Here is a 16,314-nt window from a genome sequence, read left to right as displayed (position 1 = left end):
ATGATGTGGAGGCCAACTGCCCTAGAATGGTTGTTCCCACACAAAACATTCAGGTGCCAAAGATGACACGGTTCAGACAGTTGACCATTGAAGAACGATACCATATTCAGTTTCATTTTGAACTGGGATTGAGCTTAAGGCAGATTGCCAAAGCCTTAAACAGAGCCGCCTCAACCATTAGCCGAGAGCTCAGACGCAATCGGCAATCGCCCTGTAAATACTGGGCACCGATGGCACAGGATAAGGCAGACGATCGGCGCAAGAACGCTGATAAACAACGAATAACAGACGCCTGGCTCATTGAGCAGGTGCATTATTATCTGACGCAGTATCAGTGGTCGCCTGAGCAGATATCGGGGTACCTGGCAAGAATGCATTCGGTCACAGTCAGCCATGAATGGATTTACCAGTATCTGCTGCGTGACAAGGCTCAGGGTGGCGAACTTTACAAGCACCTTCGCCACAAGGTTCGTAAAACCCGGCGGCGCTATGGCAGTCAGGATCGGCGTGGCCGGATCATCGGTCGGGTCGGCATTGAGCAGCGGCCTGACGTTGTTGATACTCGCCAACGTCTGGGCGACTGGGAGGCCGACTCAGTGCAGGGAAAACGCCTGGCCACGCTCGTCACGTTAGTTGAGCGAAAAACTGGATTGAGTCGCATTCGAAAAGTCATGCGCTCCACGGCAGAGCTGACGGCCAGTGCGATGATTGATGCGTTCTCGGGCATGGTAGTCAAGAGCACGACGTCAGATAACGGCAAAGAGTTCTCGCATCACCACAAGGTCAGCCAAGCCATGGGCTGTTCATTCTTTTTTGCACGCCCATATCATAGCTGGGAGCGTGGCACGAACGAGAATACCAACGGTCTGATTCGCCAGTACTTCCCCAAAGGCACGGCCTTTGAAGATGTGACAGACGAAGAAATACAAAGGGTTGAGGACAAGCTCAACCATCGGCCCAGAAAGAGATACGGTTTTCAGACTCCACTGGAGATGCTTGAAGCTGAGAAATTAAAGCTGGGTGTTGCAGTTAATAGTTGAATCCAGGCACGCTTAAGAGTAGATTTAGACTCTGGTCAAAAATGTGACTTATTTACTTTAACACCACCAAAACTAGGTTATTAGTTAAAACTGTTGGTTCATTAGCTTTTGAATATTGCGGCAACTTTGCAACTGCAATGCCCTGTTACTTTAGCCCCTAATACACACTTGAGTGCTTTAACGCTTGCAGCATGCGCGCCCACGCAATGGAGCCGAAGGCGCAATGTAGTGGGCGTCGCCGTGCCTGCATTGGTTAAGTGCTACTGCTCCACTACTTCAGTGTGCTTTTCAGATGGTTCAGCAAATCTTTGGTTTTGACCTTCTCGCCCTTTCGATATGCCATAATCTTTTTTAGGGTAATCGAGTAATTCTTCGAGTTATGAGCAAGATCACACTCGTCATAGTACTGGAGGATGAAGTCTCTAACTTCATAACCTTCACTCCGGTTGATGAAAAGCCGATCTCGCTTAACTGCAGGAGTGTCCCCACTAGTGCGCGTCCATGATAAATTTGTATTCTCTGTAAGCCACAGGGTTACCTGACTTTCCTTTGACATATCAATTACTCCTTGCACGTTGAGTTCCGGCCCTCATTGAGCACTTAACGTTTGAATTCACCGGTGCTGCGCGGCTTTATCGCGCAGCGTCCGGTGGAATGATGGGTTGGGCATTCAGTGGATAAACCTCATCGGATAAGCTGCATTAGGGCTGCCATCAACGCATCTGAAACAGTTCTTGATGGAAACGCTCTGGTGGCAGGCCGTGGGCGAGGAAGTCCTCGCGCAGCGCCTGACCAAACCTCGGCGGGCCGCAGAACCAGATGCTGGCGGACTGCCATTCCGGAATGACGGCACGGATACGTTCGCCATTCAAGCGCCCATCCTTGCCATCGACCAGCAGGTGCAGCCGCACGCCCGCGGCCTTGGCATCTGCCGTGAGGCGGTCGATGGCGGCCTGTTCGAACTCGGCAGTCGGATGAAAGAGATCGATCGTCTTTGCGTCCGGCGTCGTGGCGCGCTGCTTCATGCGGGCGATGAACGGCGTGATGCCGATCCCCGCACCCACCCAAATCTGACGTGGCTGCGCATCCTCGAAGTTGAAGCAGCCGTAAGGACCTTCCACTGTCACCGGCATGCCGATCTTCAATCTTTCCCGCAAGCGGCTGGTGTGGTCGCCCAGCGCCTTGGTGATGAAGACGAGCCGACGGTCGGCGGGATTCCAGGCCGAGGCGATGGTATAGGGATGTGCGCCTTCGCTCCTGTCCGAGGTGATGAAGGCGAACTGCCCGGCGGCATGGCCGCGCCAGCCGTCCTCTAGCACGACGGCGGTCTCGAGCACGCGCAGCGCGGGATAATCGATCAGACCCGCGATGGTTCCCGTAACCTTGCGGCCGGTGCCGATCCGCCCCGTCAGGGTCAGCAGCGCGGTCACGGTGCCGCCCAGCAGCAAGGCCGCCATTAGCCAGCCGACCGGCTGCGTCCAATACTCCACCTTAGTGAGCACGGCGGAGTGATAGGCCAGGGCAAGGTAGGCGACTGCGATCCATTTGTGGGTTTTGACGAACCAGTGGTAGGGGAAGCGCTTGACCAAAGCCAGAACGATCAGCACGGCGGCCGCGTAGAACGCCCATTCGCCGACGGATTCGGCAAACCCCCGCTGGCTGCGCAGCCAGCCTTCGATGTTGCCGAGGGTTTCTCCGGCCACCGGTTTGCGCACGGGCTTTTCCAGCCAGCCCCAACCCACCATCCATTTGGTGCCTTTTCCCCACCACCAGTGAACGATGGCGACCACCAGGGCGGCGATGCCCAACCACTTGTGCAGGCGATACATCTTGTCCAGCCCGTCCAGATGCGGCTCCAGCCATTTCGGGCGCAGCGCCAGCAGCATGGCCACGCTCATCAAGCCGATGCCGATCACCCCGCTGTACTGCATGAACACGGTGCGAAACGAGAAGTACGTGAACGGCTCGGGCAACAGCGTATCGGCGGCCAGCCATAACGCAGTCAGCAATAGCAGTACTGCCAAAAGTGAAACCTTAATGCGCTTCATGGATCATCTCCGATGCAATTTCGTATGTAGCCCAACGATAAAACTAAGCGAGCTGCGCGTTAGCGCAGTCCGCTTGAGTGCTTTGTTAGAGGATTCATGGCAAAGAGAGCCACATGAAATACCCAGAAATTGGAATGGCTACAAACCCTAATATACTAATTATTGGATATAGTTTTTGAAGCTTAAGCATTGCTTCGATTGGAAACCACAAAATTTGAATTGCAAAAGCAATAACAAAAAGAATGACTGCCTGCACCCAGCTTACTTCAATTCCCCAATAAAACAAAAAACCAAGTCCGAATATTGTAGTAGCCATCGCAAAGACACTAAGTGTGGCGCCAAACCCTTGACTTGCACCTTGAAAATTTTTCAAATGCAATTTTTGGTAGAACGCAAAGAGGCTAAAAACTGCATAGGCTATGACGAGATTTATTGGTAGTTCCATTTTTTATCCTCTAACGACCAAGCTCACCGGAAAAATAAAGATGCAAAGCGAAGCGGCGCAGCTTTATTTTGTCCGAGTGCAGCGCCTTGTTATGCCTTGTCCTTCTTTGCAATCACAGCCTTAAGAGCTGCTGACGTTTTTGTTTCTTATAATCAGATAACAATTGGCCATTAAAATACGATGCCTAGAACATAACGCAATCTGTCATGAAGAATGATTACAGACTCTTCACTTCCACAATTACTCATTTAAAACTTGCTTCGATATAAAAAAGTTAACACTGATCATATTTGCATTCTTTAATCTCAAACTCGAGTGTTGAATGCCCGATGGAGAATTTTTGTGCAAGCGCTGTTTTTAATTCACCCTTCACTTTATCCAGTTGTGAATAATCAGAAAGTAGAACATGAGCTTCTAATGCATTCTGATGCTCGTCAAGTTGCCAGATATGTACGTGATGAACATTGATAACATTTGTTACCTGCTGCATGGCTGTGATGACATCATCAATAACAATGCCCTCCGGTGTTCCCTGCATCAGGATATGAATGGTTTTTGGTAACATCGTGGCTGCCTGGTACAAAACATACGCGGCTATCAATAATGTTATTAAGGTGTCACTCCAGTACCACTCATAAAGAAGGATCAGTGTGCCGGCAACAATAACACCCAGTGAAGCCAGTGCATCCGATACATTGTGCAAAAAAGCGGCACGGATATTCATACTGTGCTTAGACATGGTGAAGGTAAGAAACGCGGTTGCCAGATCAATCACAAGTGCTATCGCCGCCACAATCACAACCATCCAGCCTTCAATAATCTGTGGTTCATAGATTCGCCATAGCGCTTCATAGGCCAGGTACAGCCCAACCAGGACAAGCGTGACTAAATTAATCAATGTGGCGATAACTTCAGCGCGTTTATAACCAAAGGTTCTGAAATGATCCGCCGGTTGACGCCCGATCTTTCTGGCGACCCAGGCAATGAGCAGTGAGGCGGCATCACTGAAATTATGCAGCGCATCAGCAATAAGTGAAAGGCTGCCCGATAGAATACCACCGACGACCTGTGCTAATGTCAAGAGCATATTGATAGCGATGGCGAACCCCAGGCGGCGATCACCTATTGATTCAGTGTCGTGGTTATGCGAATGCGTATTCATTGTGTACCTATAAAGAAAAAGATTTTGTTGTTCGACTGGAAAGATAGGCATGTGCTTCCCGCGCATCCAGCTCTCGTGTACTATTACCTGTGCGTACCATAAGCCGTGCTACGCTGTCCTCATGATAATAAACAGGTTCAACAGCGCTCTCGACAATGACGCGGCAGATGGTTTTATTTTCAATATCGTGGAACCGGCAATGAAGTAATGCGCAAGCGTTTCCTCCTAGACTGGTTTTAACCGTATCCATCAGTGCGCGTTCGAAGCCGTCTCTATTTTTGTGTTTCAATGTCTGGAAGTCAGAGTCGATTCCAATGATATTGCCGTTGTCCTCAACACCGATTAGCAGTGTACCGCCTTCGCGATTTAAAAAACCGGCGATGGTTTTGATGACAATCGACTCAAGTGCGCGATTCGTTCGCTGTTGTCTTACATCCCAACGATACGTGGATTTGAATTCAAGATGCTCACTTTCGCCTCTGGCAATCAATAAGGGTAATTCTTCAGCAAGCTCGTGTTCCAGAGAGCGGACAAGATTTTTTTGGCCAGACAGTCTTATATGGTACAGACCGAACAATAGACCAACAATACCGCCAAGCAGTGCAAACACAAAGCTCATAGGCATTAATTCAAACTTGAATTCAGTAATTAAACGCTGAATCAAAAACTCTATCGGGCTGTTACCCGGAAATTCGATTAAGCCCTTGTATTCGTACCAGAATACCATTGTCGTCAACGGATGTAATAGAAGCACGCCTATTATTGCACCAATAATAAAATGAAAAAGTAAGATCCATTTTTTTGATTAATTAAACTACCTGATGAGTATGTCATCTTTCTTTAACCACCTGTTTGGTTGATTATTCTCTTGATCTGGAAATCCAGTGCATTGATTCATCGTGGCTTGTGCCTCACCCCGGTGCATGGACACTTCCGCAACTGCAAAAACAGCTCTTGCATAGGCTTTACAGTCTTTGCCTAAATCCTCGAATGCGCTCGCCGTGTTTGTAAGAACCACCCCAATTCCAAAGGTTCCAACGATAGCCGCTGATTTTAACTTTTTATATTCGATCCTTCTTGAGGGTTAATGGGGTATAACATTTAGTATAAGGCACTTTTGCCTTGTTATTTTATATTGGTGTGCTTTTCAGGTGTTTATGCTCTTATATTGAGTTAAACCTGTTATTGTGACAGGTTATGCGATATTGTATTGATATTCCTGTCATAGTGAAAAAGCACTTTTATGAATAATACACCAAAGAAAACATTGTTGCTAGATGAAATGCGGGCAAAATTACGCAGAGAGGGGTATGCGTATTCGACTGAAAACAGTTATTGCGATTGGGTGCGGCGGTTTGTGAAATTTCATGCATTTGAGAGTCGTGAGGCGATGTTGGTTGATTCGTCTCAGAAGGTGGAGTCGTTTTTGACGGACTTGGCAGTGGTACAAAACGTAGCGCCTTCAACGCAGAATCAGGCGTTAAATGCGTTGGTTTATTGTTATAACCGAGTTTTAAATGCGCCGTTTTCAGATGTTAAGGCGAGCCGTTCGCGTAAGGAGCCGCGCATTCCTGTGGTGTTGACTAAAGAGGAGGTTGGTCAAGTTTTATCCTTGATGGATGGCGCACCAGGCTTGATTGTGAAATTATTGTATGCAAGCGGTTTGCGGATTACCGAGGCGGTGCGTTTGCGGGTGCAGGATATTGATTTTGGTTTTAAGCAAATTACGGTGCGAGATGGCAAGGGCAAAAAAGACCGGGTGACGCCTTTGGCTAATAATTTAATGCCGTTGTTGGAAGCGCAATTGCAAAAGGTGCAAACGCTGCATCAGCAGGATTTGGAACAGGGGTTTGGCTCCGTTTATTTACCCTATGCGCTGGCGAAGAAGTATCCAAATGCGGAATTTGAGCTGGCTTGGCAATATGTTTTTCCCAGCAGCAATTTGGCGGAAGACCCGCGTTCTGGCATTACTCGCCGTCACCATGTAGATCAGTCGTTGGTGAACAAGGCGATAAAGCGTTCGGTCAAGCAGTGTGGCATTTTAAAGAAGGTGAGTGCGCATACGTTTCGGCATTCCTTTGCAACGCACTTGTTGCAGACGGGGACGGATATTCGCACCATTCAATCTTTACTTGGCCATGCTAATTTACAAACCACGATGATTTACACGCATGTGTTGAAACAGGGCGGACAAGGGGTTGCGAGTCCGTTTGATGCGTTGTGACTGAAACCGCCAGGCCTGGTGGTTTTGTCGGTATTCAATTGGTATTTCAGGCATGAACCTGTTTAAATGAGCTCACTTGATTCAATGCAGGATTAAACGATATGGCGGTGTTTTCGATTCATCTTTTCCCGGTCTGGGTGCTGATTTTTTCGGTGTATGCGTTTTTTTCGCCGACGTTTTTCGTGGAGTTGAAAAACGCGATTGTGCCGTTGTTGATGCTGGTGATGTTCGGCATGGGGATGACGTTACGTTGGCAGGATTTCCGCCAGGTGATGCAGAATAAAGCGGCGGTATTATTGGGCGTGAGCGTGCAGTTTATTGTGATGCCGCTGGCGGCCTTGGGCTTGGCCAAGCTGTTTCATTTGTCGCCGGAGCTGACGGTCGGCTTGATGCTGGTCGGTGCGACGGCGGGCGGCACGGCGTCGAATGTAATGGCGTATTTGGCGAAAGGGGATGTGGCCTTGTCGGTGAGCATGACATTGGTTTCGACACTGTGCGCCATTGTCTTGTTGCCGTTGTTGACGTGGTTTTATCTGAATGAAACCGTTTCCGTGCCGGTGTGGGGCATGCTGGTAAGTTTGTTGCAGTTGATTTTGTTGCCGGTGCTGTTGGGCGTGGTGTTGAACCAGTTCTTTCCGAAGCCGCTGGAATTGATTCAACCGGTGTTGCCGGTTTTTTCGATGTTTGCGATTGTGATTATTGTCGCGATTGTGGTGGCGTTGAATACCACGCAACTACATTCCTTGGCGTGGAGTTTGGCTTTGGTGATTGTATTGCATAATGCGATTGGGCTGGTGTCGGGCTATGGTTTGTCGCGTTTATTCGGATTCGATAAGCGGGTGGCGAAAACGGTGGCGATTGAAGTGGGGATGCAGAATTCGGGCTTGAGTGTGGCGCTGGCGTTGAAGTATTTCGGCGCGGTGAGTGCGTTGCCGGGTGCGTTGTTCAGTGTGTGGCACAATATTTCCGGGTCGATGCTGGCGGCCTATTGGCAGAAAAAAGACGAGGCTTCAAAGTCGTCCTAACACTGCAACTGACTTAGAGGAAAACTAGGGAAATACCCAGGCCTGGCCATATTCCGAAATTCACCAGGCCTGGTGGTTTTTATGATTTGAGTGGGGGCTGGGATTAAAACCCGAAAGCGGATTTGGCTTTTTCCATGTCCACGGAATCTTTGGCTTTGCCTTTATCGACGGATTCGTAGGCTTTTTGATAATCCACGCCGTCTTTGGCCGACAGGGCTTCCTTGGCCTTTTCCTGATCCACCGATTCCACGGCTTTTTGTTTATCGACCGACTCGGCCAGTTTGCCGTAATCGACGGCGTAAACTTGAGCACTGGCGGTTAAGGTCAGTAGGGCGCTGAAGAGTAGGGATTTTGTTTTCATCTTGTTTTTTCCTGTTTCAGTAGTGCGGTGGCGGGACTTCTTCGCTGGGTAATTTGATGTCGCTGCCGATTTCGTATTTGAGTTGCTTGATATAGTCGGACAATACTTTTACCTGCGTTTGCAGAAGCTGTATTTCCTGATGTTGTTTCCCCAGTGTTTTATTGAGATGCTCGATGACATCTTCCTGGTAAGCCGAGCTGACTTCCAGGTGATGTATTTTATCGGTTAAATCAATCAGTTGTTGATTTATTTGCTCATCCATTCTAAGGCCTCATCCGGTTTTTTCAACGCCGGTTCCAATAATACCCTGTCGCAGGGTGGTTCGTACAGATGTATGACGGTTTCATGCAGTTCGTCGCGGCGGAAATAGTGGCAGGGGATGTCGTCTCCGATGTCCTGACGTGCCAGATAACTTTCCAGTGCTTGAACGGAGGCCATTTTGAAACCGCTCAGGGCGATGATTTCATCACCTGCGGCCAAACCGGCTTGCCCGGCGGACTGTTCGTTCCAGACATGGGTGAGTTTGACGGTTTGATGTTCGGTATTAACTAGGTTCGCGCCCAACTGCGGCGGGAAGCTTTTTTGCTCGGTTTTGCCGCCGGTGTCTTTGGCATTGGTGGCCGGGCGCAAGGTGAAGTCGATGCCGAATTTGGCGAACAGGCTTTCAAACGCTAGGTCTTCGGTGCCGAACAGATACCGTTGGAAAAAGTCTTTTAAATCCAAACCGGAAGCACGCTCACAAATGGATTCGATTTCGCCTTCCTGTAAGCCTTTTCCGGTGGCGCCGTATTCTCGCCACAAGGTCAGTAACACGTCGTCCAGCGATTTGGCGTTTTGGGTTTCGGCGCGGATGGTCAAATCCAGCCCGAGCGCAATCAAACTGCCTTTGGTGTAATAACTGACAATCGCATTGGGGGCGTTTTCGTCCTGCTGGTAGAACTTGGTCCAGGTCAAAAAGCTGGACTCGGCCACAGATTGTTTGAAACGGCCCGGCATGCGATACACGCGGGTCATCTCTTTGGCGAGTTGGTTCAAGTAATTGTCGCGTTCGAGAATGCCCGCGCGGTGCAGAATCTGGGCGTCGTAGAAAGAGGTGATGCCTTCAAACCACCAGAGCTGGTTGGTGTAAACCGGTTCGTTCAATGACGCGGTTTGATAGATTTCCGGCTGGATGCGTTTGACATTCCAGGTGTGGAAATATTCGTGCGAGCAGAGTTCCAGAAACTGAATGTAACCGTCGCTGCGTTTTTCGTCGTTCAAGTACGGCAGGTCGCTGCGCGCACAGATGAGTGCGGTGGAATCACGGTGTTCCAAGCCGCCGTAGTCTTTTTCGGTGACGGTGACCAGGAAAAGGTAGCGTTCAATCGGGTAGGGTTGGCCGAAGAGTTCCAGCTCGGTTTCGCAAATGCGGGTTAAATCGTCCAGCAGTTGTTTTTTGTCGATGCAATGGAATTCGATTTTGCCGGTGAAGGCGATTTGGTGCGGAATGCCGCAGGCTTCAAATTCCAGCAAATGGAAACACCCCATTTCCACCGGATAATCGATCAGTGTTAAATAATCGTCGGCGTGGTACAAACCGAAACCATGTTCGTTGACGTTTTCCGGTGGCAAGGTGGTGGCGACACGCCAGTTTTCGGCTTCCGAATAAGGCGACGGAACGATTTCCACCGAGCAGGCCTGGTCACGTTGGCCATCCACCGCCAAAAACACCGAAGTGCCGTTGAAAAAAGCGTGGGTTTGGTCGAAATGCGCGCCACGAACGGATAAATCCCAGGCGTACACATCGTATTGCACTTTGATTGGCCCGTTATGTGGCGCGACTTGCCAGTGGGATTTCTCCACCGGCGTGATGGGCAAAGGTTCGCCGCTTGCCGTTTCAGCTTGCAGGTCGATCAGGTGTTTGGAAAAGTCTCGAATCAAATAACTGCCGGGAATCCAGTTCGGCAAGCTGAGAGATTGCCCGCTGGCATCCGGTTGCTCGATTTCCAGTTCGACGTGGAATAAATGGGCATTGGGGTTGGCGGGAGCGATTCGATAACGTATGTCCGGCATAGAGACGATTTTCCTTGGTTTGTTTTTAATGAGAGCTTTGCAGGAGATGGATGCACGGATAAAAATGGCTAAAATTTCCCTGAATGTCGTTGAAAAACTGGCGAATAGCCAGCTATTCGCTGCGTTTTCCGCCTAATTCAGAAAAATTTTATCTCATTTTTCTATCGCGCCCCACTCATGCAAAGCTCTCTAAACGGTGTTTTTAGATGACACCATTGTATTACAAAAACCATAAAGAAAAAGGGCTTGGGCCGAGTCTTGGCCGCTGAGCGGGGGTGTTAAAAGTAAAAAAGGGCTTTTAAGGCCCTTTTAAAACACTTTGTGTTGGATTGATATACTGCGTTATGGAGAAGGCTTTACCACTGATGTGGGTTCGCCGCTTGCCATTCCGGCAAAAGATTGGCGGGCACCGTGTCTTCGCTCAACAAACAGCCTTTTTCCAAAGGCGGGAAAATCTCCTGATAGCTTTTGACCTGTGTTTCACTCACGCGGCGCATGATTTGGCTGGGCGAAATGTCATTGGGACGTTTCAGGCCCGCCGCCGCGGACAAGTGCATCAGGTTGTGAATCACCGATTCATGATAACGCGCCGCACGCTGGCTTTTATCGTCGATGTCCAAATGCTTGTAGCGCGTAGGGTCTTGGGTCGCAACACCGGTCGGGCAGGTATTGTTGTGACAGCTTCTCGACTGCACGCAACCGATCGAGAACATCATGCCGCGTGCCGAATTGACCATATCGGCGCCCAAGGCTAACAAGCCTAACAAATGCGCGGCGGAAAAGGACTTGCCCGAAGCGATGATTTTGATGTCGTCGCGCAAACCGAAACCGACCAGCGTGGTGTTTACGAAATGCAGGGCTTCGCGCAGCGGCGTGCCCACCGAGTTGGTGAATTCGATAGGCGCCGCACCGGTGCCGCCTTCGGCGCCGTCCACGGTAATAAAATCCGGTGTCAGGCCGGTTTCAATCATGGCCTTGCAGATGGCGATGAACTCGCAAGGTTCCCCGATACACAGCTTGAAGCCCACCGGCTTGCCGCCGGACAGTTGACGCAGCTCCGTGACGAACTGCAATAACCCGACCGGCGTGGTGAATGCGCTATGTGTCGGTGGTGAAATCACGTCTTTTCCGGGTTCGACGATTCGGATTTTGGCAATCTCCGCCGTGACTTTATCGGCGGGAAGCACGCCGCCGTGCGCAGGCTTAGCCCCTTGCGACAGTTTGATTTCAATCATTTTGACTTGGTCGATTTTGGATTTTTCGGCGAAGATGTCGCGATCAAACTGTCCATCAGGCGTTCGGCAGGAAAAATAACCGGTGCCGATCTGCCAGACCAAATCACCGCCTTCCTGCTGGTGGTATTCGGTCAAGCCGCCTTCACCGGTGTTGTGGTAGAAGTTGCCCATTTTAGCGGCTCGGTTCAGTGCGATAATGGCGTGTTTGCTCAAGGCACCAAAACTCATGGCGGAAATATTGAGGTGCGAAGCGGCGTAGGGTTTGGCGCAGTTCTTTTCGCCGACCAGCTCGCGTTTTTGCTCTTCCGGAACGCTTTGCGGTTTGAGGGAGTGTTTAATCCATTCATAGCCGACACGATAGGTGTCGAAAATGGTGCCGAAGGGGCGGGTGTCGATCACGCCTTTGGCGCGTTGGTAAATCAGTGAACGGAACTCTCGCGGCACCGGTTTGCCGTTGGTGTCGCTTTCAACGAAGTATTGCTGGATTTCCGGGCGAATCGATTCAAATATATAACGTATGTGGCCGAGAATGGGGTAGAGCCTGAGCAGAGTGTGCTTTTTCTGGCTCATATCGTAAACGCCGAGCAGAATGAACGGGCCGACCAGCAGCCATAAATACGCGGCGCTCGGCCAAACGGTTGTGGCGGCAATGACGCCCGCCGCCAGCACGGCAGATGTTCCCATAAACAGGTTTCGTGTTGTTCTCATGTATCCTCCAGGCCTGGTCGAAATCGACGTTGATGTTCTCGTTATATGAGTGTTGGCTGGCGTTAGTATAATGTCTTAGTCTATTCATTGAAACAACCGACTTGGATTTTCGGAAAGCGGTTATCGCATGATTAAAGGTGTGCCTTTTGGTGGGTTCACTGAAATTCGTTCTCCAATCGCATCGGCATTCCCTTTATAATAAGCCTACATTTTTGAACCGCTGTCTTTACCGACGAAGTTAACTTAAAAAATACCCGTCAAAGACGATCGAATGACTTTAGGAGATTTTCGTGATCAAAACTCGTTTTGCCCCCAGCCCGACCGGTTATCTACACATTGGCGGCGTTCGCACGGCCTTGTTTTCCTGGTTGTATGCCAGACAGAATAACGGTCAGTTCATTCTGCGCATCGAAGATACCGACTTGGAACGCTCCACGCAGGAATCCGTTCAAGCGATTTTAGACGGCATGGAATGGCTGGGGCTGGATTACGACGAAGGGCCGATTTACCAAACCCAACGTTTCGATCGTTATAAAGAGGTCATCCAGGATTTGCTGGATCGTGACCTGGCGTATTATTGCTACGCGTCACCGGAAGAACTGGATGAAATGCGTGAGCAACAAAAAGCCCGAGGTGAAAAGCCACGTTACGATGGCCGTTATCGTTGTTTCACCGGCACACCACCGGAAGGCGTTAAGCCGGTGGTCCGGTTCAAGAACCCAACCGACGGGGAAGTGGTCATTGACGATTTGGTCAAAGGCAAAATTGTCGTGTCCAATAAAGAGCTGGACGATTTGATTATCGCTCGTTCCGATGGCACACCGACTTATAACCTGACCGTCGTAGTGGATGATTGGGATATGGGCATGACGCACGTGATTCGCGGTGACGACCACGTTAACAATACCCCCAGACAAATCAACCTTTATAAAGCCTTGGGTGCGGAAGTGCCGAAGTTCGCGCATATTCCGATGGTATTGGGTGAAGACGGCAGTCGCTTGTCTAAACGTCACGGTGCGGTGTCGGTTTTGCAATATAAGGAAGAAGGCTTTTTGCCGGAAGCCTTGTTGAACTATCTGGTGCGTCTGGGTTGGTCTTATAAAGATCAGGAAATCTTCACCGTTCCGCAGATGGTGGAATTGTTTGATCTGGAAAGCGTGAACTCTTCGCCGTCGACTTTCAACACCGAAAAACTGCTTTGGATTAACCAACAGCACATCCAAACCACCGACATCGACCATTTGGTGACGCATTTGACGCCGTTTATGGAAGCCAAAGGCTTGGACGTATCGCAAGGCCCGGTGCTGTCGAAAGTGGCTGACTTGTTGCGTGAGCGTGCCCGTACCTTAATTGAGATGGCGGATGGCGCGACCTATTTCTATCAGGACTTCACTGAATTCGATGCAGACGCCGCCAAAAAACATCTTCGCCCGGTGGCGGAAGAACCGTTGCGTTTGGTACAACAGAAGTTTGCGGCACTGTCCGAATGGAAAGCGGAAGCGATTCACGCCGCCATTCAGGAAGCCGCTTCCGACTTGGATGTGGGCATGGGCAAAGTGGGGATGCCATTGCGTGTCGCCATTACCGGCGGCGGCCAATCGCCGTCGATTGATGCCACGGCGGAGTTGATCGGACAGGAAAAATGTATTGCCCGTATAGACTTAGCGTTACAGGCCATTGAAATCCGGAAGCAGAACGCTTAAACAGCGGGGTGGGCGCGGTACTTACGGGCGAAATTAATATGGCATTTTTGTTAAAAAAGTCTTGACCGTCCCGATAAGTTCTATATAATACGCGCTCATCAGCTTGAGGGGCTATAGCTCAGCTGGGAGAGCGCAACACTGGCAGTGTTGAGGTCAGCGGTTCGATCCCGCTTAGCTCCACCAATTCTGATACTTTTCTGGAATCTTTTAAGACCACTAGGCCGGACTTAAACGATGGGATTTTGGAAGAGATAACTGGAGAAATCCAGGCACAGATTAACCTGGTTAATCACATTGTGTCCCGTTCGTCTAGAGGCCTAGGACACGGCCCTTTCACGGCTGTAACAGGGGTTCGACTCCCCTACGGGACGCCACTATGCGGGAATAGCTCAGCGGTAGAGCACAACCTTGCCAAGGTTGGGGTCGCGAGTTCGATCCTCGTTTCCCGCTCCAAATTTAAATTGATTGAAAAGGTCTGCCTCTAGGTCGGTAGAATTGAAACCGGTTCAATTGATTGCTTGTTGAAATACAAGCCGGATGACAATCCACATTGTCCCGTTCGTCTAGAGGCCTAGGACACGGCCCTTTCACGGCTGTAACAGGGGTTCGACTCCCCTACGGGACGCCACTTTCAAAAGCCCGCTTGAGTTTTCAGGCGGGCTTTTTCATTTCCGGACATCTGTCTCACTTTATACTTCCTTTTACTCGTTTTAACCAGGCCTGGTTTCGTGGTTCGTTTTTTGCTTGTTTTGACGTTGAACGTTTAAAATTTTTATAAATTCTTCTTAAAACTATCTTTTTAAGACGCCGGTTATTGATTAACATGGAGTCGTCTTGTTCAGCGTACATTTTGGAGTGATTATGTCTCAAGCGGATATCGGTTTAGTTGGTTTAGCGGTCATGGGTCAGAACCTGGTTTTGAACATGGCCGATCATGGGTTTCACGTCAGTGTTTACAATCGTTCGAAGCAGAAAACGGACGACTTTATTCAAAACCGTGTCGAAGACAAACCCATTACCGGCTACGATTCGCTTGAAGGACTGGTCAACAGCTTGAAAGCGCCCCGCAAGGTGATGTTGATGGTCAAGGCAGGTGAAGTCGTGGACCACTTTATCGACCAATTGTTACCGCTGCTGGACAAGGGCGACATGATCATCGACGGCGGGAATTCCTTATACACCGATTCCACTCGACGCACGCAGAGTTTGAAAGAAAAAGGCATCCTGTTTGTCGGTACCGGCGTGTCCGGCGGGGAAGAGGGTGCGCGTCACGGGCCATCCATTATGCCGGGTGGCGACCCGGCGGCCTGGCCGTCGGTGAAACCGATTTTTCAGGCCATCGCCGCACAATCGGATGGCGAACCTTGTTGTGACTGGGTTGGTCCAGAAGGGGCCGGACATTATGTCAAAATGGTGCATAACGGGATCGAATATGGTGATATGCAGCTCATTACCGAAGCCTATCAATTGATGCGGGAAGGCTTGGGCATGTCCGCCGACGAATGCCAAGCCGTGTTTGCGGAATGGAATAAAGGTGTTTTGGATTCTTATTTGATTGAAATCACCGCTGACATTCTCAGCTTTAAAGACAAAGACGGCGAACCATTGGTCGATAAGATTCTGGATGCGGCCGGTCAGAAGGGCACCGGAAAATGGACTGGCATCAGCTCGTTGGAGCTGGGCATGCCATTGACGCTGATTACCGAATCGGTTTACGCCCGCTGCTTATCCGCCCTGAAAAGCGAGCGGGTGGAAGCGGCTAAATTGTATCCGCGTAGCGACAAGACGCTGGATGTCGATAAAGACGCGATGTTGACCGCGATTCACGATGCGCTCTATGCGTCGAAAATCATTTCCTATGCACAAGGCTATATGCTGATGTCCGAAGCGGCGAAAGAGTTCGACTGGGATTTGAATTACGGCGGCATCGCCCTGATGTGGCGTGGCGGCTGTATTATCCGCAGTACCTTCCTGGGCGAAATCAAAAAGGCCTACGATGCGTCACCGAACCTGTCCAATCTGCTGAAAGCGCCGTTCTTTGAAGACGCGATTAAATCGGCGGAAGCCAATTGGCGTCAAGCGGTGATTTTCGGCATTCAAAGTCAAATTCCAACCCCGGCGCTGAGTTCGGCCCTGGCGTTCTTCGACGGCTATCGTAGCGAACGGGTGCCGGCCAACTTACTGCAGGCGCAGCGCGATTATTTCGGCGCACACACCTATGAACGTGTCGACGCCCCACGTGGTGAATATTTCCATACCGATTGGATTCATTCCGGCGGTAATGTCAGCTCCACAACGTACGAGGTGTAAG

General features: G+C 50.1%; 13 protein-coding genes and 4 tRNA genes. 9 read left to right on the top strand and 8 right to left on the bottom strand.

All coding sequences use genetic code 11. The annotated features are described in order from the left end of the window. Positions 1-62: 62 nt before the first annotated feature. Complete coding sequence (locus tag EPV75_RS06775) at positions 63-1,040, top strand: IS30 family transposase (RefSeq protein WP_128384889.1); 978 nt, start codon at positions 63-65, stop codon at positions 1,038-1,040. A 713-nt stretch (positions 1,041-1,753) separates the two neighbouring features. Here the strand turns inward: EPV75_RS06775 and EPV75_RS06765 are convergent. From EPV75_RS06765 to EPV75_RS06750, 4 genes are all read right to left on the bottom strand, one after another. Next, positions 1,754-3,088, bottom strand: coding sequence for a ferredoxin reductase family protein (locus tag EPV75_RS06765; protein ID WP_128384887.1), 1,335 nt, complete (start codon positions 3,086-3,088; stop codon positions 1,754-1,756). A 94-nt stretch (positions 3,089-3,182) separates the two neighbouring features. Further along, positions 3,183-3,533, bottom strand: coding sequence for a hypothetical protein (locus EPV75_RS06760; RefSeq protein ID WP_128384886.1), 351 nt, complete (start codon positions 3,531-3,533; stop codon positions 3,183-3,185). Positions 3,534-3,807: 274 nt separating this feature from the next. Continuing rightward, positions 3,808-4,695 carry a cation diffusion facilitator family transporter gene (locus tag EPV75_RS06755; protein WP_020931833.1) on the bottom strand — a complete coding sequence of 296 codons (888 nt, stop codon included), beginning with the start codon at positions 4,693-4,695 and terminating at the stop codon, positions 3,808-3,810. Positions 4,696-4,702: 7 nt separating this feature from the next. Further along, a complete protein-coding gene (locus EPV75_RS06750; protein ID WP_225972271.1) occupies positions 4,703-5,449 on the bottom strand; it encodes an AlbA family DNA-binding domain-containing protein in 747 nt (248 codons plus the stop codon). 489 nt (positions 5,450-5,938) lie between these two features. On the opposite strand from EPV75_RS06750, the gene EPV75_RS06745 reads away from it, so the two are divergent. Together EPV75_RS06745 and EPV75_RS06740 are read left to right on the top strand one after the other, a co-directional pair. Beyond that, positions 5,939-6,919, top strand: a complete 981-nt coding sequence (locus EPV75_RS06745; RefSeq protein ID WP_128384885.1) for an integron integrase — start codon at positions 5,939-5,941, stop codon at positions 6,917-6,919. A 101-nt stretch (positions 6,920-7,020) separates the two neighbouring features. Beyond that, positions 7,021-7,944 (top strand): bile acid:sodium symporter family protein, encoded by a 924-nt coding sequence (locus tag EPV75_RS06740; protein WP_128384884.1) that lies wholly within the window; start codon positions 7,021-7,023, stop codon positions 7,942-7,944. A gap of 103 nt (positions 7,945-8,047) precedes the next feature. Here the strand turns inward: EPV75_RS06740 and EPV75_RS06735 are convergent, their stop codons facing one another. From EPV75_RS06735 to EPV75_RS06720, 4 genes are all read right to left on the bottom strand, one after another. Next, positions 8,048-8,305: a hypothetical protein gene (locus EPV75_RS06735; protein ID WP_128384883.1), complete on the bottom strand. Its 258-nt coding sequence runs from the start codon at positions 8,303-8,305 to the stop codon at positions 8,048-8,050. Positions 8,306-8,321: 16 nt separating this feature from the next. Continuing rightward, positions 8,322-8,567 (bottom strand): SlyX family protein, encoded by a 246-nt coding sequence (locus tag EPV75_RS06730; protein WP_029938126.1) that lies wholly within the window; start codon positions 8,565-8,567, stop codon positions 8,322-8,324. Continuing rightward, positions 8,552-10,357 (bottom strand): M61 family metallopeptidase, encoded by a 1,806-nt coding sequence (locus EPV75_RS06725; protein ID WP_128384882.1) that lies wholly within the window; start codon positions 10,355-10,357, stop codon positions 8,552-8,554. The genes EPV75_RS06730 and EPV75_RS06725 overlap by 16 nt, the downstream gene beginning before the upstream one ends. Positions 10,358-10,713: 356 nt before the next feature. Then, the gene (locus EPV75_RS06720) at positions 10,714-12,300 is read right to left on the bottom strand and encodes an FMN-binding glutamate synthase family protein (protein WP_128384881.1); all 1,587 of its coding nucleotides are present in this window, start codon (positions 12,298-12,300) and stop codon (positions 10,714-10,716) included. 290 nt (positions 12,301-12,590) lie between these two features. Here EPV75_RS06720 and gltX point away from each other — a divergent pair, with 290 nt between their 5' ends. From gltX to gnd, 6 genes are all read left to right on the top strand, one after another. After that, positions 12,591-14,003, top strand: a complete 1,413-nt coding sequence (gene gltX / locus EPV75_RS06715; protein WP_128384880.1) for a glutamate--tRNA ligase — start codon at positions 12,591-12,593, stop codon at positions 14,001-14,003. A gap of 107 nt (positions 14,004-14,110) precedes the next feature. Then, a tRNA-Ala gene (locus EPV75_RS06710) sits at positions 14,111-14,186 on the top strand. A 115-nt stretch (positions 14,187-14,301) separates the two neighbouring features. After that, positions 14,302-14,377: transfer RNA gene (locus tag EPV75_RS06705), tRNA-Glu, on the top strand. A gap of 4 nt (positions 14,378-14,381) precedes the next feature. Beyond that, a tRNA-Gly gene (locus EPV75_RS06700) sits at positions 14,382-14,456 on the top strand. 99 nt (positions 14,457-14,555) lie between these two features. Continuing rightward, a tRNA-Glu gene (locus EPV75_RS06695) sits at positions 14,556-14,631 on the top strand. Positions 14,632-14,864: 233 nt separating this feature from the next. After that, on the top strand, positions 14,865-16,313 hold the full coding sequence (gene gnd, locus EPV75_RS06690) for a decarboxylating NADP(+)-dependent phosphogluconate dehydrogenase (RefSeq protein WP_128384879.1): 1,449 nt from the start codon (positions 14,865-14,867) through the stop codon (positions 16,311-16,313). Position 16,314 lies beyond the last annotated feature (1 nt).

It is taken from the genome of Hydrogenovibrio thermophilus (assembly GCF_004028275.1).
GTDB lineage: Bacteria > Pseudomonadota > Gammaproteobacteria > Thiomicrospirales > Thiomicrospiraceae > Hydrogenovibrio > Hydrogenovibrio thermophilus.
This window is presented reverse-complemented; position numbering and strand designations above follow the sequence as displayed.